General features: G+C 65.0%; 15 protein-coding genes and 1 tRNA gene. 10 read left to right on the top strand and 6 right to left on the bottom strand.

Annotation, left to right across the window (positions count from 1 at the left end; all coding sequences use genetic code 11):
- Positions 1-27: 27 nt before the first annotated feature.
- Positions 28-1,284, bottom strand: coding sequence for an MgtC/SapB family protein (locus tag WM2015_RS05090; RefSeq protein ID WP_245609808.1), 1,257 nt, complete (start codon positions 1,282-1,284; stop codon positions 28-30).
- Positions 1,285-1,497: 213 nt separating this feature from the next.
- Between WM2015_RS05090 and WM2015_RS05085 the strand changes: the two genes are divergently transcribed.
- From WM2015_RS05085 to WM2015_RS05065, 5 genes are all read left to right on the top strand, one after another.
- Positions 1,498-2,508, top strand: coding sequence for a ligase-associated DNA damage response exonuclease (locus tag WM2015_RS05085; RefSeq protein WP_049725030.1), 1,011 nt, complete (start codon positions 1,498-1,500; stop codon positions 2,506-2,508).
- Positions 2,505-4,106: an ATP-dependent DNA ligase gene (locus WM2015_RS05080; protein ID WP_049725029.1), complete on the top strand. Its 1,602-nt coding sequence runs from the start codon at positions 2,505-2,507 to the stop codon at positions 4,104-4,106. Before WM2015_RS05085 ends, WM2015_RS05080 begins: the two co-directional genes overlap by 4 nt.
- Positions 4,103-6,529 carry a ligase-associated DNA damage response DEXH box helicase gene (locus WM2015_RS05075; protein ID WP_049725028.1) on the top strand — a complete coding sequence of 809 codons (2,427 nt, stop codon included), beginning with the start codon at positions 4,103-4,105 and terminating at the stop codon, positions 6,527-6,529. The genes WM2015_RS05080 and WM2015_RS05075 overlap by 4 nt, the downstream gene beginning before the upstream one ends.
- Positions 6,526-7,173, top strand: coding sequence for a ligase-associated DNA damage response endonuclease PdeM (gene pdeM, locus WM2015_RS05070; protein WP_049725027.1), 648 nt, complete (start codon positions 6,526-6,528; stop codon positions 7,171-7,173). Before WM2015_RS05075 ends, pdeM begins: the two co-directional genes overlap by 4 nt.
- Positions 7,174-7,290: 117 nt before the next feature.
- Positions 7,291-7,992: a 2OG-Fe(II) oxygenase gene (locus tag WM2015_RS05065; RefSeq protein ID WP_082169467.1), complete on the top strand. Its 702-nt coding sequence runs from the start codon at positions 7,291-7,293 to the stop codon at positions 7,990-7,992.
- A 20-nt stretch (positions 7,993-8,012) separates the two neighbouring features.
- On the opposite strand, the gene WM2015_RS05060 is transcribed toward WM2015_RS05065, so the two are convergent.
- A complete protein-coding gene (locus WM2015_RS05060) occupies positions 8,013-9,212 on the bottom strand; it encodes a hypothetical protein (RefSeq protein WP_156200882.1) in 1,200 nt (399 codons plus the stop codon).
- 70 nt (positions 9,213-9,282) lie between these two features.
- Here WM2015_RS05060 and WM2015_RS05055 point away from each other — a divergent pair, with 70 nt between their 5' ends.
- The gene (locus WM2015_RS05055; RefSeq protein ID WP_049725025.1) at positions 9,283-10,302 is read left to right on the top strand and encodes a serine/threonine protein kinase; all 1,020 of its coding nucleotides are present in this window, start codon (positions 9,283-9,285) and stop codon (positions 10,300-10,302) included.
- Positions 10,303-10,314: 12 nt separating this feature from the next.
- On the opposite strand, the gene WM2015_RS15570 is transcribed toward WM2015_RS05055, so the two are convergent.
- Positions 10,315-12,066, bottom strand: a complete 1,752-nt coding sequence (locus WM2015_RS15570; RefSeq protein ID WP_082169466.1) for a response regulator — start codon at positions 12,064-12,066, stop codon at positions 10,315-10,317.
- Positions 12,067-12,178: 112 nt separating this feature from the next.
- On the opposite strand from WM2015_RS15570, the gene WM2015_RS05045 reads away from it, so the two are divergent.
- From WM2015_RS05045 to WM2015_RS05030, 4 genes are all read left to right on the top strand, one after another.
- Complete coding sequence (locus WM2015_RS05045; protein ID WP_049725024.1) at positions 12,179-12,796, top strand: TetR/AcrR family transcriptional regulator; 618 nt, start codon at positions 12,179-12,181, stop codon at positions 12,794-12,796.
- A 19-nt stretch (positions 12,797-12,815) separates the two neighbouring features.
- The gene (locus WM2015_RS05040; protein WP_049725023.1) at positions 12,816-13,952 is read left to right on the top strand and encodes an efflux RND transporter periplasmic adaptor subunit; all 1,137 of its coding nucleotides are present in this window, start codon (positions 12,816-12,818) and stop codon (positions 13,950-13,952) included.
- Complete coding sequence (locus WM2015_RS05035) at positions 13,949-16,963, top strand: efflux RND transporter permease subunit (protein WP_049725022.1); 3,015 nt, start codon at positions 13,949-13,951, stop codon at positions 16,961-16,963. The genes WM2015_RS05040 and WM2015_RS05035 overlap by 4 nt, the downstream gene beginning before the upstream one ends.
- Positions 16,964-17,017: 54 nt before the next feature.
- Positions 17,018-17,092: transfer RNA gene (locus WM2015_RS05030), tRNA-Val, on the top strand.
- Between the two features lie 73 nt (positions 17,093-17,165).
- On the opposite strand, the gene WM2015_RS05025 is transcribed toward WM2015_RS05030, so the two are convergent.
- From WM2015_RS05025 to WM2015_RS15785, 3 genes are all read right to left on the bottom strand, one after another.
- Complete coding sequence (locus tag WM2015_RS05025) at positions 17,166-17,612, bottom strand: cyclic-phosphate processing receiver domain-containing protein (protein WP_049725021.1); 447 nt, start codon at positions 17,610-17,612, stop codon at positions 17,166-17,168.
- Positions 17,612-19,036 (bottom strand): type IV secretory system conjugative DNA transfer family protein, encoded by a 1,425-nt coding sequence (locus tag WM2015_RS05020; RefSeq protein ID WP_082169465.1) that lies wholly within the window; start codon positions 19,034-19,036, stop codon positions 17,612-17,614. The genes WM2015_RS05025 and WM2015_RS05020 overlap by 1 nt, the downstream gene beginning before the upstream one ends.
- 168 nt (positions 19,037-19,204) lie before the next feature.
- Positions 19,205-22,522 carry a hypothetical protein gene (locus WM2015_RS15785; protein WP_169751101.1) on the bottom strand — a complete coding sequence of 1,106 codons (3,318 nt, stop codon included), beginning with the start codon at positions 22,520-22,522 and terminating at the stop codon, positions 19,205-19,207.
- Positions 22,523-22,608: the final 86 nt, after the last annotated feature.

Below are 22,608 nucleotides of genomic sequence, written 5' to 3'. Positions count from 1 at the left end.
GCCAGGGCGCCATTGCGGATCAAGTCTTCAGATCAGGCTCCCGTCCAGCCAGGCGATCAATAGACCGGCGATCGAGGCGAGAGCCAGCACCAGCATGACCGGCAGGCCGCTGCGGCGCCCGCCGATGCTCAGACTGATCGAGGCCTTGACCATGGAGTTCACCGCCGCCGCGATCAGGATGCCCAGGGTGGCCACTTCGATCGACAGGCCCTCGCCGGCCATTCTCGACAGGGACAGGGTGATGGCATCGACGTCCGCCACCCCCGAGGCGGCGGCGAGCAGGTAGACCCCGGCATCGCCCAGCCAGTGGGTCAGCGCCTGGCCCAGCAGCATGACCAGGGCCAGCAGCAGGCCGAAGACCAGGGCGGAGCCAAGTTCGAGCGGATTGGACTGGTGGATCGGGCCGGCGGATTCCTCACGGCCCGAGCGCCCGATCAACCAGGCCGCCGCGCCCAGTACAAGCACGGCCATCACCGCAGCCGGCATGACAAGGGCGCGGAACAGGCCGAACTCGACGATGCTGGCGACGATCAGCAGGCGCAGATACATGGTGCCGCAGGCCAGCAGGATGCCGCCCGCCAGCAGCCGCGGACGGGCCTGACCGGAAGCGGACAGGCGGGAGAGGTGCATGGCCACGGCCGTCGACGAGGCCAGGCCACCGAACAGGGCGGTGAAGGCGATCCCGGCCCGCGCACCGGCCAGGCGCACGGCGAAGTAGCCGACGAAGGAAATGCTGGCGATCAGCACCACCATCCACCAGATCACGTACGGATTGAGGCTGCCCCAGGGCCCGTAACCCTGATTGGGCAACAGGGGCAGCAGCACCACCGAGATCACCAGCAACTTCAGCGCGGCCACCAGCTCGGGTCGGCTCAGGCGGGCGAGCCAACCGTGCATCTGGTGCTTGGAAGCCAGCACGACCACCGTGATCACCCCCGTCGCCGACGCGATCGCCAGTTCACCCAGGCCGGCCAGCAGGCCGAGCAGGAAGGTGATCAGGCCGGCGACCTCGGTCGTCGCCCCCAGGTCGTGATCCTCACGCGCGTGGGCCAGGTGCATGCTGGCCATCAGCAGGGACAGGCCGAGAAACATGACGGCGGCCGGCAGCAGACCGAAGTCGCGCGCCAGCAGGCCGCTCAGACCGCCCAGCAGGCCGAACAGGGCAAAGGTCCGAAGCCCGGCCGAACGCTGGCCCTCGCTGGCTTCCCGTCGCTGCCAGCCGCGCTCGCTGCCGATCATCATGCCGATCGCCAGTGCGACGCCCAGTCGATAGACCCAATCCAAGCCTGATTCCATGGCCAGAAGCATAGCGAGTTCACGAATCTTTCGATACGGGCTTGACTTATGAAACGATAATCGTTATCGTTCGCATCACAGTTTGCTCACCGCCCCGGCCGACTCTCCTGCTCTCTCTCCTCCTCCAGGCCGGGGCGTTATTTTTCCATTCGATGGCTCGCCTTTTCGTGGCTTTGACCCGGCTGCGGGCACTCTTCGCTCATGACCGAGTCTCTACTGGTGCCCGATGCGGGCGGCCTCTACTGTCGCGCGGGTGATTTCTGGATCGATCCGCTCCGAACGGTGCCGCGATCGATCATCACCCATGCCCACGCCGACCACGCGCGCGCTGGCGCCGCCGAGGTATTCACGGCGCGAGCGGGCCTGCCGGTACTCACCCATCGCATCGGCCAGCCCGAGGATCTGGTCGGCCTCGACTACGGCCAGCCGATCGAGCTGGGTGAGACCCGAATCACCCTGTTCCCGGCCGGCCACATCCTGGGTTCGGCCACGGTGCGCATCGAATCCGCGCAAGGCACCTGGGGGGTGTCCGGCGATTTCAAGCGCACCCCGGACCCCACCTGCGAGGCCTTCCAGCCCTTCGACTGCGATGTCTGGCTGAGCGAGTGCACCTTCGGCCTGCCCGTCTATCGCTGGCCCGAGACGGACCAGGTGATCGCCGAGATGCTGGACTGGTGGCAGGCCTGTCGCGCTCAAGGGCGGCCCGCCGTGCTGTTCTGCTATGCCCTCGGCAAGGCGCAGCGAGTGATGGCCGAACTTCACGGCGCCGGGGTCGACGAGCCGATCTGGCTGCACGGCGCCATGCGCCCCTTGACCGACTGCTACCGTGAGCAGGGCATCGCCCTGCCGCCCACTCGACTGATCAGCGAAGCCGACCCGCAGGAGGACTTTCGCGGCCAGTTGATCCTGGCGCCACCCTCGGCCGCCGGCTCGAGCTGGATGCGGCGTTTCAAGGGGCACTCGGCGGGCTTCGTCTCGGGCTGGATGCGCATTCGCGGCAACCGCCGTCGCCGCGGCTACGACCGCGGCTTCGTCCTGTCCGACCATGCCGACTGGCCCGGCCTGGTCGGAACCGCCGCCGACATGAACGCAGGCCGGGTGATCACGATCCACGGCAACGGCGAAGCCCTGACCCGGCATCTCGCCAGCCAGGGCCTGGAGGCGGAGAGCTGGAACCTGCGTGCCACCCTGGCGCCGGACCGTTCGCCATGAAGCGCTTCGCCCGCCTGTTCGAGCAGCTGGATCGGACCACCGCCACCCAGGCCAAGGTGGCTCATCTGGTGGACTACTTCCGCGAGGCGCCAGCCGCCGACGCCGCCTGGGCCGTGCATTTCCTGACCGGACGGCGCCTCAAGCGCCTGGTCAAGACCAGCGAGCTGCGCGCCTGGACTGCCGAAGCGAGCGGCCTGGACGACTGGCTGGTGGAAGAGAGCTATCAACACGTCGGCGACCTGGCCGAAACCATGCACCTGTTGCTGCCGCCGGCCGCCGATCGAGGCGAAGCCCCCGCGCTGTCCGACCTGGTCGAAGATTCGATCAAACCACTGGCCTCGATGGAGACCGAGCAGCGCAAGGAAGCCGTCCGTACCCTCTGGCGACAATTCGACGGCACCGAACGCTTCATGCTCAACAAGCTGCTGACCGGCGGCTTTCGCGTGGGCGTCAGCAAACGCCTGGTCACCCGCGCCCTGGCCGAGCTGGCCGGCGTCGACAGCAGCCTGGTCGCGCACCGACTGATGGGCCGCTGGCAGGCCAGCGCCGAGTTCTTCGAGCGCCTGATCGCCGGCGCCAGCGATCGCGATTTCGATCGGTCCACGCCCTACCCCTTCTTCCTCGCCTCCCCCCTGACCGAGGAACCCGCCGCCCTGGGCCCGCCGGAAGACTGGCAGGCGGAATGGAAATGGGACGGCATCCGGGCCCAGTTGATCCGGCGCGAAGCTCGGACCTTCATCTGGTCGCGTGGGGAGGAGCGCATGGACGGTCGCTTCCCGGAACTCGAGGCCGCCGCCGAGGCGCTGCCCGACGGCACCGTGCTGGACGGCGAGATCATGGCCTGGCGGGACGGCCAGCCCCTGCCCTTCAACGTGCTGCAGACGCGGATCGGGCGCAAGAAGCCCGGCAAGACCACCCTGGCGAAAGCCCCCGTGGCCCTGCTGGTCTACGACTGCCTGGAGGCCGACGGCAAGGACCTGCGCGAGCGCGATCTCGCTGAACGCCTGACCGCCCTCGATGGGATTCTGGCCGACGTCGCCTCGCCGCTGCTGCGATCCGAAGCGGTGGACTTCGAGCACTGGGATGCCCTGCCGGAGCTCCAGGCCAGCGCCCGCGAGCGCGGCGTCGAGGGCCTGATGCTCAAGCGCCTGAATTCCCCGTATCGCGTCGGACGCAAGCGCGGCGACTGGTGGAAATGGAAGGTCGAGCCCTACACCTTCGATGGCGTGCTGCTCTACGCTCAGCCAGGCCACGGCCGCCGCTCCAATCTGTTCACCGACTACACCTTCGCCGTCCACCACGGCGATGAACTCGTGCCCGTCGCCAAGGCCTATTCGGGCCTGACCCAGAAGGAGATCGACCGCCTCGATCGCTGGATCCGGGCCAACACCCGTGAGCGCTTCGGCCCGGTCCGCTCGGTCGAGCCGGTGCAGGTCTTCGAGCTGGCCTTCGAGGGGATTTCGCCCTCGCCTCGTCACAAGTCGGGCATTGCGCTTCGCTTTCCGCGCATCCATCGCTGGCGTGAAGACCTGAGCGTCGAACAGGCCGATCGACTGGATGACCTCAAGCGCCTGCTGCCCGACCCTGCCTCATCATGAGTGCGCTGGCCGAGCCCACGCTGTCCGTCGAGCGCCTGTTCGAGCAGCAGGGCTGGCCCGTGTTCGACTTCCAGCGCCAGGCCTGGGACGCCTGGGCGCGGGGCGAGTCCGGCCTGATCCATGCGCCCACCGGCTCCGGCAAGACCCTGGCCGCCTGGGGCGGCCCGCTGCAGGACGCGCTGCGCCGCCCGCCCGCCGGCCTGAGCTACCTGTGGATCACCCCGCTGCGCGCCCTGGCCACGGACACGAGCGAGCAACTCGATCGAGCCGTCGCAGGCCTGGGCCTGGACTGGCGCGTGGCGACGCGAACCGGGGACACGTCCGCCAGTGAGCGCCAGCGCCTGCGTCGATCCCCACCGCCCGCGCTGGTCACGACCCCCGAGTCCCTGTCCCTGATGCTCAGCTACACCGACAGCGACCAGCGCCTGGGGCGCCTGCGCGGCGTGATCATCGACGAGTGGCACGAACTGCTCGGCAGCAAGCGCGGCGTGCTGCTGGAGCTGGCCCTGGCGCGGCTGCGCGCCCTCAACCCGGCGCTTCGCCTCTGGGGACTCTCGGCCACCCTGGGCAATGTCGAAGAGGGCATGGCCGTCCTGCTCGGCCCGCACCGGGATGGGCGCCTGATCGCCGGGCGCACGCCACGCGAGATCGAGGTCGAGACCCTGCTGCCGCCCAGCATCGAGCGCTTCCCCTGGGCCGGGCGCACGGGCATGGCCCAATTGCCGGGCGTGCTCGAACACCTGGAGCGAGCCCGTTCAACCCTGCTGTTCACGAACACCCGCTCGCAGGCCGAGCTCTGGTTCCAGGCGATTCAGTCCACCGTGCCCTGGCCGGACCGGGTGCATCTGCACCATGGCTCGATCGACCGTCGGGCGCGTCTGACGGCCGAAGAACGACTGCGCCGCGGCGAACTGAAGTGCGTGGTCGCCACCTCCAGCCTCGACCTGGGCGTCGACTTCTCGCCCGTCGATCAGGTGATCCAGATCGGCAGCCCGAAGGGCATCGCCCGCCTGACCCAGCGCGCCGGCCGATCGGGTCACCAGCCCGGCCAGACCAGTCGCCTGGTCTGCGTGCCCACCCATGCGCTGGAGATCCTCGAGATCGCTGCCGCGCGGCGACGCATGGAGCAGCGGCGGATCGAAGCCCGCCCGCCCCTGTCCGGCTCCCTGGACGTGGCGGCCCAGCACCTGGTCACGCGCGCCCTCGGCGGCGGCTTCCGGGCCGATGAAGCCCTGGCCGAACTCCGGGACACCCATGCATTTGCTCGCCTCGATGAGCGGCGCTGGCAATGGCTGCTCGATTTCATCTGCCGAGGCGGTCAGGCCCTGCGCGCCTACCCGGGCTTCCGGCGCGTCGAGTTCGATGGCGAGCGCTACCGGGTCCGCGATCGCCGCATCGCCCAGCAGCACCGCATGTCCGTCGGCACGATCACCGCCGACGGCCACCTGCAGGTGCGCTTCTCCAGGGGTGGCAGCCTGGGCCAGATCGAGGAGCGCTTCATCACCCGCCTGAAACCCGGCGAACGCTTCGTCTTCGCCGGGCGCCTGCTCAGCCTGAGCCGGGTCCAGGACATGACGGCCTACGTCCGGAAGGCCAGCGGCGGCAAGGCCTCGGTGCCGCGTTGGGCGGGGGGACGACTGCCGCTGTCCACCCTGCTGGCCGACGCCGTGCTCGAGCTGATGGACGAGGTCGACCAGGGCGAAGGCGATCGACGGCTGGACCCGATTCGGGAATTGCTGCAGCTGCAGCAGGCACGATCGGCGCTGCCCGGGCGCGATCGCCTGCTGATCGAGACCATCGAAAGCCGCGAAGGGCACCATCTCTACCTGTTCCCCTTCGCCGGCCGCCTGGCCCATGAAGGCCTGGCCGCCCTGCTGGCCTGGCGCTTGTCACAACGGGCCGCCAGCAGCTTTTCGATGACCGTCAACGACTACGGCATCGAACTGGTCACCGATGAACCCTTCGAGCTGGAGCAATCCGACTATCGCGAGCTGCTGAGCCCGGAGCGACTGGACGAAGAGCTGATCCAGGCCCTCAACGCCACGGAAATGGCCAGACACCGTTTCCGCGACATCGCGCGCATCGCCGGCCTGGTCTTTCAGGGCTACCCGGGGCGAATGAAGCGGACCCGGCAGATCCAGGCCTCGAGCGGCCTGATGTTCGACATGCTCTCCGAACACGACCCCGACAATCTGCTCCTCGATCAGGCGCGAAGAGAAGTGCTGGAAGCCGAGATGGAGCTGAGCCGACTCCGGGCCACCCTCGAACGGGCCGCTCGCCAGGAACTCGTCCTGCGCCGACCCGGCCGCCTGACGCCGCTGGCCTTTCCGCTCTGGGCCGACCGCCTGCGCTCGCGCGTGTCCAGTGAAGACTTCGAGCGCCGGGTCGAGCGCATGCTCGCCCAGCTGGAGCCGGCAACATGAAGCTGGAACTGGGCGGACAGACCCTCGAGCTGTTGCCCGACCGGGCGGTCTGGTGGCCCGCCGAGGGCGCCCTGCTGGTGGCCGACGTCCATCTCGGCAAGGACCAGGTCTTTCGCCGCCACGGCATGGCCGTGCCCTGCGGCGTCCTGCAGCGGGACCTCGACCGCCTCGAACTGCTGCTGGAAGACACCGGAGCGGAGCGCCTGATCGTTCTGGGCGATTGGGTGCATGCACCGCCGATGCCCGACGACGACTGGCCCGATCGGATCGGGGAATGGCGGGCTCGCCACGACGACATCGCCATCGATCTGGTGCTCGGAAACCACGACCGCGATCTCGAAATCTGGCTGCACCAGTGGCAGGTCGACGGCCACGAGGAATGCTTCGAACTCGGCGGACTGGCCCTGGTGCATGAATGGAGTCGCAGACTGACCGGCCCCGGTCTGTCCGGCCATCTACACCCGGGCGCGGTCTTGAAGACACGTCGGGAACGGCTTCGCCTGCCGGCCTTTCTGTACGGACGAGAGCATCTGGTACTGCCGGCCTTCGGCAGCTTCACCGGCCTGATGGACGAGGTCGATTTCCCCTGGGAGCGCCGCTTCGTGACCAGCGGACAGCGCATCCATGCCCTGCCGCGAGCTTGAGGGCGGGCGAGATTTTTTCCCCGGACTGGAAGGAAGCGTGCAGAATTCCGCCACCGGCCAGCATCGGGCCCCGTCGACTTGATCGGGTTCCCAAGGCCTTGCAATGACAGAGCATCGATGGCGACCACCCGTCCTTCACCCGAGCAGGAAGCCGAAGCCGCACTGACCGTCCCCTTGCCGCTGGTCGGCGAGGCGGAGCTGCTGGAGCAGGCAGCTGACGCATTGGGGCGCAATGGCTGGTGGCACGGCACGCAGATGCTCGACTCGGCCCAGGTCGCGGCCCTGATCGAAGAACTCGACGCCCTGCGCGAGGCCGATCGCCTGCATCGTGCCGGCATCGGCCGCGAACTGGATTTCCAGATCGACTCGGACATCCGCCGCGATCGAATCGTCTGGTTGAATCGGCAGCGACCGGTGCAGAGTGCCTTCCTCGACCAGATGGAGCGGCTCCGCCTGGCGCTCAATCGACGGCTCTTTCTGGGCCTGTTCGAATTCGAGGGCCATTTCGCGCACTACCCACCGGGCGGCTTCTACAAGCGCCACCTGGACAGCTTTCGGGGTGCGGCGAATCGACTGGTTTCGGTCGTGGTCTATCTGAACCGGGACTGGCAGGCGGGCGATAGCGGCGAACTGGTGCTGTTCTCGGAAGATGAATCCGAAACACTGGCGGTGATCGAACCGCGGGCGGGCAGCATGGCCCTGTTCCTGAGCGAAGAAATCCCCCATGAAGTCCGACCGGCACACAAGGACCGATCAAGCATCGCGGGCTGGTTCCGGCTCAATGCTTCCATCGACGGACAGATCGATCCGCCGCGCTAGTGCAGCCCGTCGGGAGGGTTTCAACCGTCCCGATCGCCGTTCGACTCCCCGTCCTTCCTGTCGCCCTTCAGCACCGGGTCGTCCACTCGGTCTCCCGGCGCATCGACGGGCACCGGCAGTTCGTCGTCCCAGGCTTCGACGTCGTCCTCACCACCGAGGTAGCGCCGCAGCCGGGACTGGCGGGAACGCTCGTTCTCGAACTGGATTTCGAGGGTCATGGTGAATCGCCAGTCGGTCCGACGATCGCCACCGTTCGGGTCCAGCGGCCAGGCGTGCTGGGGCTGCAGCTCGAAGAACAGCCAGGGCCGCAGGAACTGACGCCGGTAACGGACCGCCACGAAATACTCCTCGACCTTGAAATCGGGCCGCGTGTAGCCGAACAGACCCAGCTCCGTGCGCACGGCGGTCTTCGGATCGAGTTGCTGGAAGCCGATCAGTGAGCTGCGCCAGTCGACCCCGTCGGATTCCTCGGAAAAGGTCCCCTGCGCGGTCCAGCGGAGCAGGCGATCGCGGTTCGGCAACCACTCCCAGTCGAAGCGGGAGGTCGTGCCGAAGCCTTCGTCCCGTTCCCAGAAGACGCTCTGCGTGGCCCTCGCCAGGGTGTTGGAAGACAGGCCCCTGACGTGGCGATAGCGTGCGCGCACGCGGGGATTGAGGCCGCCGCTGGACACGCGCACCGTGCCATCGAGGTCGAGCTGGGACCGGGCGCCCTCGCTGGCGATGAAGCGCAGGCCCAGGCGCGTCTGTTCGTCTTCCTCGTCGAAGCCCGGCCCATCCTCGAACTGCCCGGACAGGTCATCGTCACTGGTGATCAGCAGGCGAAGGCGCTCCGAGACCCTCGGCAGCAGCACGTTGGCCCGGACCCGAACGCCGACGCTCCAGCCCTCGCGCTGGTCCCACTGCAGGGAATTGCGCAGGCGGAAGAAGGTGCCGACGGGCGTTTCCTCGAAGGACCGGGAATCGCCGAAGAAACCATCGAACCAGGCCGCCGGCTCGCAGAGCTGGCGATTCATGTAGGAATGCGATCGATCCAGCCAGCTGCCGGGACGGTCCAGCTGGTCGCGACAACTGAGATCAGCGATCGTATCGGAGGATGTTCGAGCCTGCGGCTCGGTCGGCGCTTCATCCTCGGCCCTGTCCTGAGCGGCCAGCGCACCGGACAGCAGCAGCAAGGCAAGCGCCAGAACGCGCCGGATCCACGCCCCCGACCGATCGGACATGTCACAATTCAAATCCGCATCCTTCCAGTCGTTTTCGACTACCACGCTCACGCCGAAGATCATACGCCAAATGAGCCACGACCCGCGACATTCCGACGGCCCGTCCGCCGATGCACCCCCCTTCGCCGGACTGACCCCCGACCTGATCTGCCAGCTGATCGAGGGCATTGGCCTGGAGACCGATTCGCGTCTGCTGGCTCTCAACAGCTACGAGAATCGCGTCTGGCAGGTGGGGCTGGAGGAAGGGGCACCGGTCATCGCCAAGTTCTACCGCCCGGGGCGCTGGAGTCGGGACGCCATTCTCGAAGAGCATGCCTTTACCGCCGAACTCGCCGCGGCCGGCCTGTCGGTGGTCGCGCCGCTCGAGATCGATGGCCAGACCCTGTTCGAGGACAGCGGGTTTCGCTTTGCGCTTTTCCCTCGGCGGGGCGGACACGCCCCCGAGCTGGCCAACGAGCACACGCTGCGCGTCCTCGGCCGGGCCCTGGGCCGGATGCACGCCGTGGGTGCGGCCGGGCAGTTCGAGCACCGGCCGACCCTGAGTCGACAGAGCCACGGCCAGGATCCCGTTCGCTACCTCCTCGAGGAAAACTGGATCCCGATGCACCTCGAGTCGGCCTTCGAGAGCCTGTGTCAGCACCTGCTCGAATCGATCGACGCGGCCTGGGAGCGCGCCGGCCGCTTCCGCCGGCTGCGCCTGCACGGTGACTGCCACCCCGGCAATATCCTGTGGCGCGACGAGCAGGCGCACTTCGTCGACCTCGACGACTGCCTGACCGGCCCGGCGATCCAGGATCTGTGGATGCTGATTTCAGGCCAGCGGGACGATCAGGAGCGGCAGCTCGACTGGCTGCTGCAGGAATACACGGCCTTCATGGACTTCGACACCGCCGAACTCAACCTCGTCGAGGCCCTGCGCAGCCTGCGCATGCTGCACTACCAGGCCTGGCTGGCCCGACGCTGGGAGGACCCGGCCTTCCCGCGGGCCTTTCCGTGGTTCGAAGACGGCCGTCACTGGGAGCAGGTCATCCAGCAGCTCAGGGAACAGCTCGACGAACTGCAGCAGGCGCCCCTGCGCTGGTTGCGCTGAGCTCGGCGCCGCTCAGCCGGCCAGGCGGCGGCCCAGGGCGCCGGCGCGGATCAGGCGCTCGATCGCACTGAAGGCCTCGAAGCGTCCGAAGGGCTTCTGGATGAAGTCGTCGGCGCCGACGCGCTGCAGGAAGAACTTCTCCACCGCACCGGAATTGCCGCTGATCATGATCACCGGCAGATCGCGCGTCCCGGGGTGCTTGCGCAGCCGCCGCAGGGCGCGGAAGCCGCTGATGTCGGGGAGGATGATGTCGAGGATGATCAGGTCCGGCCGCTCCCGCTCGGCGAGCTCCAGGCCCTGCTCGCCGCTTTCCGCCAGGTGGATCCGATAGCCGCTCTGTTCGAGCATGTGACGCAGGCTTTCGCGAATCGTGCGCGAGTCGTCGACCACCAGGATCCGAGTGCCCCGCGGCGCGTCCACTCGCGGCCGCTGCCGACGTTCCCTGCGCGGCTGGGTCGGCGACGACTCATCGGCCGTGCCCGCCGTATGCGGGGCCAGGGCCGGCGGCAGTTTCCGCGTCAGCTCGCGGTGCTTCACCCCGCCCGAGCCATCGGCCAGCAGAACGACGCCCTGCCCGTCCGCACCGGCGCTGACCGGACCATCGTTCAGATCGATTTCGACACCGAACACGAATTCCTCGCCTCGGTGATGCAGCAGGCGCACCAGCGGCCGACGCTGCCCATCGACGGCATGCAGGGCCACGGCACGACGGCCATCGGCCAGGCGCATCAGGGTGCCCGGCGGGGCCCAGCCGAGAAACTTCGAGAAGGCATCCACCGCCTCCTCGTCGAACTGCTTGCCGCGCAGCTTCCACAGCTCGCCCAGGGCCTGCTGATGCGACATCGCGCCATGATGAAACCTGGGCGTGGTCATGGCCTGGTAGGCGCTGATCACGCTGACCAGGCGAGCCATGGCAGGAATCCCTTCGCGCGTCAGGCCCTCGGGATAACCGCGACCGTCGGCCTGTTCATGGTGATAAAGCGCCACGCTGGCCACCGCGTCGGGCAGGCCATCGTTCTGCGCCAGCAGCTCGTGGCCCATGCGCGTGTGCAGGCGGATATGGTCCCGCTCGGCTGCGGACAGGGCGTCCTTTTTGCGCAGGGTCTGGAGGCTGATGCGCATCATGCCCAGGTCATGGGTCAGGGCCGCCAGCACCAGGGTCTCGGCCACCTTGCCCGTCCAGCCGGCCGCGTGGGCCAGGCCGGCCGTCAGCAGCGCGGTATTGAGCCCGTGCTGGAAGGCGTAGCGACTGGGTTCCTTGATGTGCGTGAACCAGATCAGGCAGGCCAGATGATCGGGCACCGCTTCCAGCAGCTCCTCGACGGCGTCCTTGGCGTCGGCGACGTCGATGTGGCCATGGCGATGGAAACTCAGGATCTGCGCCTGCGCCACCAGGCTGAGGCGGCGGTAGACCTGCCAGGCCTCGACCAGGCGGGTCGCGGTGATCTCGCTGTTCCGCAGGGCATCGAGCTTGCCCGTCAGCCTGGGCAGGGCACCGGCACTGGACAGACTCGCTTCCGTGCCGCTGGTGCGCCGGTTCAGGCAGCGCTGGAGGTCGATGACCACGCGCTTGCAGTGGCGCTGGAACAACTGCTTCTGATCGAAGGATTCGACGCGCTGGCCGCGAGGCGTGATCGGTGGAACCCCATCCAGCGTATCCACTCGAACGATGAAGTCGCCGATGCGAAGCTCGTCGGGCGTGATCGTCAGCTCGTACTCGCCCTGCTGCTGACGCCGGAATTCATCCCATGAAATGATGCTCACTACCGACCCCCTCGCAGGCTCGAGAATCGAGTATAGCGTATCGCTTTTTCAGACAACTTGTGTGCACGGACACTAATTGACCGGTCGGCCAGTTAGTAGTACACTGCGCCGCATGAACGACGCTGCCATCCGAGACGCCGACCGCACCCGTGGCCAGATTCTGGACGCGGCCTTCGATCTGTTCATCGACCGCGGCTTCGCCGCCGTGTCCATCCGCGAAATCGCGGTCAGGAGCGGCGTGACCAAGAGCCTGATCCACCACCACTTCGGTGGCAAGGAGGCGCTCTGGGAGGCCGTCAAGGAAAAGGCCTTCGGCCAGTACTACCAGGATCAGAAGGACGACCTCGACGCCACCGACTCCCCCGGCCCGGACCTGCTGATCCGGGGCGTCACGTCCTACTTCGAATTCCTGCGCGACAACCCGCGCGTGGTGCGCCTGTTCGGCTGGACCCACCTCGAAGGGGACACCAGCTGCAGCCATCTGGACGCCGACCTGGTCCGCCTGGGTGCCCAGCGCATCCGCCAGGCCCAGGAGAACGGCCTGCTGCGCGATGACGTCAACCCGACCCACGTGGTGACCATGTTCATCAGCCTGTGCACCCAATGGTTCCAGGCGCGCGAGCACCACCGCGCCTGGCCCGGCATGGGCCAGGACCAGGAGTTCCTGGACGATTTCCTCAAGGTCCTGATGGAGGGGCTGCTGCCCCGCCCCGAAGCCAACCAAGCCTGAACGACACGCCGAGCCCGATATGAAACGAACGCTCCGACTGAAAGATTCGCTCCGCCGGATAACTGACCGGCCGGCCAGTTCATCGATCGCTCTATTCGCCATCTTCGTCGCTGCCCTCCTGTTCGGCTGGCCGCTGCTTCAGGCCGAGGAGACGAGCCTGGTCGCGCCCGAGACCGATCCGTCCGCCTACCCGGTCCGGGTGGCCGACGTGCGCCAGAGCGAACCGCTCCGACGCGTGCAGCTGCCCGCCGTTCTGCGGGCACGCCAGCGCGGCGAACTCGCCTTCCTGCACGCCGGTCAGCTGGCCGAGCGACGCGTGGCCCTGGGCGAGCGCGTCAGCGAGGGGCAGATTCTGGCGGTACTGCACAACCCGGCCCTGATGCCGGGTGCCGAAGCCGCCGAAGCCCGCAGCCGCGAGGCGCGACTGAATCTCGAGCAGCTCGAGCGGGAAGTGGAACGCCTCCAGGACCTGCACCAGCGAAACCTCGTGCCCACGGAAGAACTGGAGCGCAACGTGGCGCGTCGAGATGCCGCCGCTCAGGCCCTGCTCCAGGCCGAAGCCGCCCTGAGCGAGGCCCGCGAGCAACTCGACGAAGCCACCCTGCGTGCGCCCTACGCCGGCCGGGTCAGCGAATGGATGCTCGAAGCCGGTCAGTTCGTCAGCGCCGGACAGCCGGTGCTCAGCCTGGTCGGCGATGGCGAGCTCGAAGCCGCCGTGCAGCTGGCCGCCCAGCGCAGCCAGGGACTCGAACTCGGCCAGGACGTGCTCGTCCAGGCCCGCGAAAGCACCCGACAGATCGCAGGCCGGGTGCGCGAGATCGGCAGCAGCCAGCCGGGCCGTCCGTCCGAGATCATCATCGAACTGGCCTCAGGCCACGAATCCGACTGGCACTCGGGCCTGGCCGTGAACGTGGTCCTGGACCTGGCCGAGCCGGCGCGTCTGAGCGTGCCCCTGTCGGCCCTGATCCAGTCGCCCTCGGGTCAGAGCCGCCTGTTCCGGGTCGAGAACGGCCGCGCGCTGGCCGTCGAAGTCACGCCCGGGCGCCTGCGCGGCGGCTGGGTCGATGTCGAGGGCGAGCTGGCCGAGGGCGACCGCGTGGTCGTGGCCGGCCACGGGCGCCTGCTTGATGATGACCTCGTTCGGGTCGTGCCATGAACATCATGGACACGGTGATGCGCCGGCGACCGATGATCCTCACGGTCGTCGCCCTGCTCTCGATCCTGGGCCTGAGCGCCTGGCTGAGCATGGACCGGCAGGAGGACCCCTTCTTCCCCTATCGATACGGACATGTTCTCGTGCCCTGGCCGGGCGCAGAGCCAGAGCGCATCCAGACCCAGGTCATCGAGCTGATCGAGAACGAGCTGGCCACCGTCGACGAGGTCCGCGAGATCCGCTCGACGGCCCGCTTCGGATTCGCCCAGCTGATCGTCGGCCTGAAATCGAACGTCTACGACACGGACAGCGTCTGGGACCGGATCCGCGTGGCCATCGATCGGGCCGAGCGCCGCCTGCCCGAGCGGGCCGGACCGATCGACCTTCGTGACCGCTCCATGGACACCCACGGCATCGTCCTGGCCATCGGCGGCAGCGACGATCTGATCGAGCTCCTGGACGCGGCCCGACAGCTCCGCCGCGACCTGTTCACGGTGCCGGGCATCGGCCGCATCGACCTGATCGGCAGCCCGGACGAAGAGCTCCGGGTCCGCGTCGATCCGGCCCGACTGCTGGCCGCGGGCTTGAGCATGGACCAGCTGGCTCAGGCGATCCAGCGCGCCAACCGGGTCGTGCCCGGCGGCGCTCTGGTGGTGGACGAGCGCAATCTGATCATCCAGTCCGACAGCGATCTCGGCAGCCTGGAAGAACTCGCCGCCCTGCCCGTGGCCGACGCTCAGGGCCGCCTGCACACGCTCGGGGAACTGGCCGATCTGCAGCTCCAGCCGGCCGAACCGGTGGGCGAGCGCATCGAATTCAACGGCCAGCCCGTCGTCGCCCTCGGCGTCGTCATTCCGCGCCACCACGTCAATGCCGTGCACTTCGGCGAGGCCGTGCGCGAACGCATCGAGGAGGTCGCGCCGAACTACGCCCCGCTCACGATCGAGGAGATGTTCTACCAGCCGCGCTGGGTCGAGCAGCGCCTCGGCGAGCTCGGCCGTTCGCTACTGCTCGGCGTACTGATCGTGGCCGCCATCCTGCTCTGGGCCATGGGCTGGCGGATGGGCGTCATCGTGGCGGCCCTGCTGCCCCTGGTCACGCTCTCCGGCCTGGCGATCTACGCCCTCGGCGGCGGCATCCTTCATCAGATGTCCGTGGCCGGGATGGTCATTGCCTTAGGGATGCTGGTCGACAACGCCATCGTGATGGTCGAGAGCCTGCAATGGCATATCGATCGAGGGAAGAAACCCGCCCAGGCCGCCATGGCCGCCGCGCGCGAGCTGGCCGGCCCGCTGGCCGCCGCCACCGGCACGACCCTGGCCGCCTTCCTGCCCCTGTTGCTCTCGCACGGGGACACGGCCGATTTCACCCGCGGCATTCCGATCATGGTGATGCTCGTGCTGGTGGTCAGCTACGCCTATGCCGTGCTGGTCACGCCGGCGATCGCGCCGAGCCTGCTGCGCGCCGGCAGTGCCCGCGAGTCCGCTCGCCTGGAGCAACTCGGCCGCGAGCTCGGCCAGCTCAGCGATCGACGCCCCTGGGCCGTGCTGGGCGGCAGCGCCCTGCTGGTCGTGGCGATGATCTCCCTGGCGAACTTCCTGCCGCGCGACTTCTTCCCCAGCACCGATCGCAACCAGCTGATCGTGGACCTGAACTTTCCCGAGGGCACGCGCACCGAGACCACCCTGCTGCACGCCCGTGACGTGGCCAACGAGCTGCTCGCCCAGCCCAGCGTTCGCGATGTGAAGGTCTTCGCCGGCTTCAGCGGCCCGCGCTTCTACTACAACCTGATGGAGACCCGGAACGCGCCGCACATGGCCCGCCTGGTGGCCATCACCGACTCCGATCGCGAACTGCCCGCCCTGATCGAATGGATCGACCGCTACATTCCCGATCGCATCCCCGAAGCGCAGATCGTGGCCCGCCGACTCGGCCAGGGCCCGCCCGTCGACGCCCCGGTCGAAGTCCGCCTGTTCGGCCCCGACACCCAGGCCCTGCGCGCCGCGGCGCATTCGGTGATGGACGCCCTGCGCGACATCCCCGGCGCCCGCGATGTCCGCCACCGTCTGGGCCAGGGTCTGCCGACCCTGGAGGTCCTGATCGACGAGGCCGAAGCCGCCCGCCAGGGCGTCAGCCGCGATGCCCTGGCCGAAGTGCTGGCCCGGGCCAGCCGCGGTCAGCAGGTCTCGACCTGGCGCGCCGAACGCGAACCCCTGCCCCTGCTGCTGGGCTCGCGCGAAGGCGAGCGCCTTCCGCACGAAGCCCTGGCCGGCCTGGTGGTCGATACGCCGAACGGCCCGCGACCACTCGATGCCTTCGTCGAGATGCGCATGAGCCTGAGCCCGGCGGTGATCGAGCACCGCGATCTGCAGCTGACCACCGCCGTCCTGGCCGAGACCGACCCGGGCGTCACCTATGGCCAGATCTGGCAGGCGCTGGAACCGGCCCTGGCCGAACTCGAACTCCCCGAGGGCGTGCGCGTCGTGCCTGGCGGCGCCGCGGCCGAAGCCAGTAACGCCAACCAGGCCCTGTTCAGCACCCTGCCCATCGGCCTGCTGGCCCTGCTGGGTTTTCTCATGTGGCAGTTCAACAGTCTGAAATTGACTGGCCTGGTCCTGCTGACCGTGCCTTTGGCTGCGGCTGGCGTGGTCCCTGGCCTGTTGCTCAGCGGCCAGCCCTTCAGCTTCACCGCCATGCTCGGCGTCGTCGCCCTGATCGGCATCGTGGTCAACAACGCCATTGTGCTGATCGACCGCATCGAAGCCGGCGTGGCCGACGGCCTGCATCTCGACCAGGCCATCCCCGCCGCCGTCGCCCGACGCATTCGCCCGATTCTGCTGACCACCGCCACCACCATCGCCGGTCTGCTGCCCCTGACCTGGACCCAGTCGACGCTCTGGCCGCCCATGGCCTGGGCAATCATCTCGGGGTTGCTGGTCTCCACCATCCTGACCCTGATCGTGCTGCCGGCCGCCTACCGTGTGCTGGAAGCCTCGCACGACCGGGACGACTGATCGGGCAGACAGGCCTTGCCTCGATTATCCTGGCCGCCTACAATACGCGGCTCGGGGCGATTAGCTCAGCGGGAGAGCACTGCCTTCACACGGCAGGGGTCGGTGGTTCGATCCCACCATCGCCCACCACCGAGTTCCGGCCATCCGGCCGATCAAAAAAGCCTGCGCCTCCCGGCGCAGGCTTTTTCTTTTCCGGGCTCTGCTAGGGCCGCCAGTAGCTCCTGATCTCGTCGATCCAGGTCCTGAGCTTCGCTTCGCTGAGCACGGGGAACGGCATCCGGGTCACCCAGAAGCCCGCCAGCTCCAGGCGGCGCACCATCATCCTCGCCCCGCCCGGGTTGATCGAGTGCACCAGCATGGCCGCGTCCGGGTCCGTGTGGCGGATGATCCGGTCGACCACGTGGCGACCGGTCAGGCCCAGCTCATCGTCCGAGGCGTTCTGATCGTCGAGATCGTGATCGAGGAGCATGCCGGCGTAGACTCGGCCCGCATCCAGCTCGATGATGCGCATCGCACGCCCCGCGCTGCGTGCGAAGGTCACGCGCACGTCCGGCGGCATCCAGCGCTCGAACCGCGCGATGCGCTCGGCATTGTCCTCGACCACCAGCAGGCGGATCGGCGGGGTTTTGGGGCCGTCGGGCCGCGCCATCAGTCGGCGCGGCCCGGGTCGGTGGGCTCGTCTCGCTCGGACTCGGGATCATCGGCGGCCCGGGGCTCGATCGGCACCACCTGGCTCGCTGATTCCGCCAGTGCCGGCACGGGCAAGGCGGGCTGGTAGAAGGGGTTGTCGTCGTAGTGCCCCCGGAAGCAGGCGTCCTTCAGGTAGTCGGGCTTGAGCACCACCCGGGCCGGGCACCCGGCTTCGGCGAGGATCAGCTCGCCGGGCGTCAACTTCAATGGATCGACATCCCCGGGCAGATTCAGCAGGCGGCTGAGCGAGGCCCCCAACAGATGCGTGGTGGCGCCGAAGGTCTGGATGTAGCGCGTGTTGTTGTAGAGCGTTTCCCAGTCCGGGTAGAGGCTCTGGAGCTGGCTGAGATCCTGCCAGAAGCTCCAGGTCCGCACCCCGTAGCCGCGCAGCAGGGTCACAGCCCGGCGCAGCTGCTTGAGCTCGCCGAGCTGGGCGGCCTCGTCGAGAATGAACAGGGTCGGCTCGGGCACCTGGTGGCGGCGCTTGCAGAGCTGATCCATCAGGCTGCCGATCCAGACCCGAAGCAGGCTGCCGTGGCTGTCGAGCTTTTCCGGCGGCAGGATCAGGTAGATGCTGATCGGATCCCCGCGGACGATGCCATCCAGGGGAATCTCGCTGTTGCCGCTGATCTGGCCGAAGGCCGGCCCGTTGAACACCCCCGTGGATGCCCTGGCCGTCGACAGGATGCTGGCCCAGACCCTGGCTTCCGTCGCCGAAAAACCCGAGGCCATGAAGCGCACCATTTCATTCTTGGACTTCTGCAGCTCCTTGATCGTGAACGCCATGTCCTCCGTGGTCTGGTTGAGCAGGTAGAACACCTCACTCAGATTACGAAGCACCGGCGGCCGGGCCGTGGCCACGTGCAGGATCAGCGCCCCCGTCAACAGCCGGGCGCTGTCGTCCCAGAAGGGGTCGCGCAGGCTGCGATTGGCCACGATCAGCTCGGCCATCGCCACCGCCTGGTCGTAGGCCGAGACATGATCGACGTCGATGGTGTCGATCAGGTTGAAGCAGCTGCTGTCCTCCCCCGTCACCCCGAAGGGATCGAGCTTGAACACCGCCTGCCCCATCTCCCGCCGCCGCCTGGCCGTGACCTGGTAGTTCTCCCCCTTGGGATCCACCACGATCACCGGCCCCGTGTAGGACAACAGGGTCGGAATGATCACCGACCGCCCCTTGCCCGAACCGGTCGGGGCAATGGTCATCAGATGGCCCTCGCTGCCCGCCTCGATGGCCTGCCTACGCCCGGGAGGGGATGAACCTGTGGACTTGCGCTGGAAGCCGAAGCCGGGGTTGGGGCTGGCCGAGCGTTGCCAGCCGAGGATGGGGGTTGGGGGTGGATCAGAGGTGATTGAAATTACTTCGCTCTCGAGTCGCGTCATGCTCCGTCCTTTCGGTGAAGGATCTAGGAAACGCCACAGAAAGAGAATTTTTGAAAAGACCCAAAAAATGATCCAGGCAGCGCCCTAGTACACCTGCAACCCTCAACCCCGAAACGAGAGCCACTCTTGGCTCCTTATAGGCCATTAGCCACTTCAGAACATAAGCCCTCAACTTCCTAGTATCTTCTCACGACCTATTTCGAGAGAGACGCGGATATCCTCTTTGCTCATTCCCCATAATCCCGCCAGGGCATGCAAATCCGATCCATCCAGCGTAGCCCCCAGAAGCGGCACCAGCGCTGTTGCTATGCGAGGGGAAAACACACCATCCGGCGGCGGAAGTCTCCTCATCCTATGTGCAAATTCCGTCAGGGCCTGACTGAGCTCGGCAATTCGTACAATAACGCTAGCTGTCGGAGCAATATCCAACTTTCTCGCCAGATCAATCACAGCATCCAGCATGTCGGGCGATTGACTCCAAACAATCATCGCCCGAATGGCTCCGGGCTCTTGTAACGCCGCCTCCAAAGGTTCGCGATCGAAACGATCCATAAGACGCTTGATGCTGTTCTGAACCGCCAGAGGATCCTCGGACTGTGCTCGGAGAATTGCCGAAACCAGCCCCGCCACAGGCACTAGCTGTTGTTCAGCAAGCTCCAAGACCTGCTTCGAATCAGACCAATCACGGCATTTCTTTGCCAGCGAGGTAACCACATCCGGCGCTATTGTGGAGTCAGATCCTCTCAGGGCCACAACCCATTGCATTGCCGAATCAAAATCAGTCTCAGCCAGCATCATTCGGCGCAACGCTTGCGCGCGCAATTGAACACCAAGGGGCTTGAGATATTCAGCGAAATAATTGCGCGCGACATCATCACGCTTCAGCACCACCAAAATACGTTGATCCCATTCCTCCAGAGCGCCTTCCGCGGCATCGAAGCGCTCACAAAGAGAATCAAATCTCAAACGATGTTGAGAGATCTCGTCAAATGAAACTTCAGGTCCTCTTGCATACCTTTGGCATGCGTCACCAATGCGCTTTGCGAACCCAAGCTTCATTTCGACGCCGAAAGCCAATAACTCTTGGACGGCATCAAGGCATTCCCTTAGATCGTCAACTTGATGAAGCAGGGCCTGAAACTGGACCCAATTACCTCTATCCGCGAAAGAGTCTATCGAGTCAAGAAAAGCCCGTCGATCTTCAGGATCCCCAACTTTTTCAGCAAGTGTACCGATTGCCCGATAGTCAGGAACAATACCCTCTTCAATCATAGAAACAAACAATTCATGAGCCTCTTCAAAATTCGAAGAAACGTTGATCTCCTGCGTATATGAAACAATATTTCTACGCTTCCTTCGCTCGTCCTCAAAACCTTGAAAAACATCATCAGGATCCACGATGCTCCTCTTTTGGAACAATATGTTCCGATGAACCTGATTCAATTGAACTCCATGCTCTGACATCAGCTCCTTGATATTTTCCAGATCTTCTCTCGTTTCGTACTTCTGCATCAGGAAGCCAACATGCTTATGATCCATCTTGATAAATGAATGATCCAGCACCAACCTCCACGCCTCTTCAAAGCCTGATGCGCGGCGGATCATCGAACGAAGAACCCAGGAATCTACGTGCTCATCGATCTCAAAAAGCAACTCTATATACTTGTCCTGAATATCCGAGGTTGGCGACTTCTTTATCATGGCTCTGACGAGCGAAACGTACTGCGAACGGACACCGCCACGGGCAGCTCTAATCGCTGCCTCGAAAGCATTAAAAACCCTCTCCGCATCCTCAAACGATCGCGCCAAAAGAATCATCCACCTGACATCAACCGCCCTGAGCTTGATATCGCCATTTTCATGCTTTGATATCAACTCGAATGCAAGCCTGTTGTCTCCCAAGCTCAGATCAAGACTCGCGCGAAGTGCAAGCAAGGACTGATCCCGGCGATCATTCAAATCTCCGGACAATAGGAGACGATCACGGAGCTCATCGCATATATCTATTAATTGCCGCGCGTATCCCGCTGACGCCGAATGCGAACCAGCCTTTCTCGCGATTTCAATCGCACGATCATGATCGACACGAAAAGCAATTGAAACCGCCATGGAGACTGCCTGAACATTCTGGTAGCTAAACTTCCCGGAGTACGGGACCTCTATCAATCGATTCAACGACTCCAGAAGTCTCTCATATATACGCCGACCCTCCTCCTCAGGGACTGAAGAACGAATAATGTCGGCGACAGCGGGTGTGACTTCGTAAAAGCCATTCCCTCGCTCGCGAATTACGGAGAGACTTGTTAGAGCACTGAATTTAGAGCGCTTACCTGATGCTCCTATTTGCCCAATCACCTCATTAAATAGCGCCTCATTAAAGTAGTCGACGTAACAAAACTCTTCGATAACAGCCCTAAGCCGCCTATCGTAGTCGCGAAGGACTCGACTAATAATCTCACGCTTACGATCGTCAAAGGCGCGGTCGCGAATATCAAGACTGCGAACATCGATCCGCTCCCCGCGCTTGATCCTCGGAACTATGTGTTCAAGCTGATAGCGAATCAGGAGCGCATAGTAATGCTCTGCACCATCAGTATCCTCACCGGCATTTGCAAGAATCACTGGAACCAGCAAATCATCATCCACATCGCAACGAACCCACTCCCTGGCATCTTGAAGGGGAATGCCATGCAGCTTGCGTGTCTGCTTTGAAAGATACGCCTCCCACTCCTTGCTTGTTTCGCCCCAGTTCGGCGCTCTTCTACTGAAAATAATCGAGAGCGTTCGAGTACGCAAAGTAGCAACGATCAGGTTGATCGCGTTGTCAATCCGCCGGAGCGTATCGCTGGGAATTCGCTCGTGGCCATCGAATACACGCTCGAACTCGTCAAAAACAACCACAAGGGTTCTAGCTTTCTTCGCCCCCCAATTACTCAGCAGAAATTCAATATCATCCGCAAGTATTTCCGGCAGGCGCTTTTCAAGCTTCTCTTTGTCGATGATCTGTTCTTTAAGCAGTGATTCAATAAAATCAAAATGATCTTGAGATCGCGCCTGGAGCTTGCGTCTTCGGTACAGACGCTCATTGAGTTGTTTCAATCCGAATCGAAGGAGCTTTATAGAAACATTCTCTCCGTTTTCTATGAACTCGGCAATCACGTCCCTACCGACTTCTACGATACCTTCCTCCAACTCTAGCTTTAAATTTCGCTTGTCTAATTTGGCCTCCCCCTCGGAGCGTTGGGCATCAGACCATAGGGCATGTATTGCAAAGTCGAACAGCGGGAGAGCAAGGCCTTCTTGGGTGAGCTTGTTTCTTATGCGAACCAAAAGCTCTACAGCATCCGGAGTTTGGTTGGGAGTCAGGTCCTTCAGATCAACGTCTACAATCAAAGGCTTTCTGAAATCGGTGTTTTTTATAAGGACCTTATTGACCAGATACTGCTTCAGAGTCGTCTTTCCTTCCCCACCTTTGCCCAATATCAACGCAAGCTCCGAAGATCGACTCTGCGACACTTTCCTGTACAGATCATTAACCCATTTGATCGTTGACCCTCGGTTCACAAAGATAT

The organism is Wenzhouxiangella marina (genome assembly GCF_001187785.1).
In the GTDB taxonomy this organism is placed as follows: Bacteria; Pseudomonadota; Gammaproteobacteria; order Xanthomonadales; family Wenzhouxiangellaceae; genus Wenzhouxiangella; species Wenzhouxiangella marina.
The sequence above is the reverse complement of the archived record's forward strand: the minus strand, read 5'-3'. Positions and strand labels throughout refer to the sequence as shown.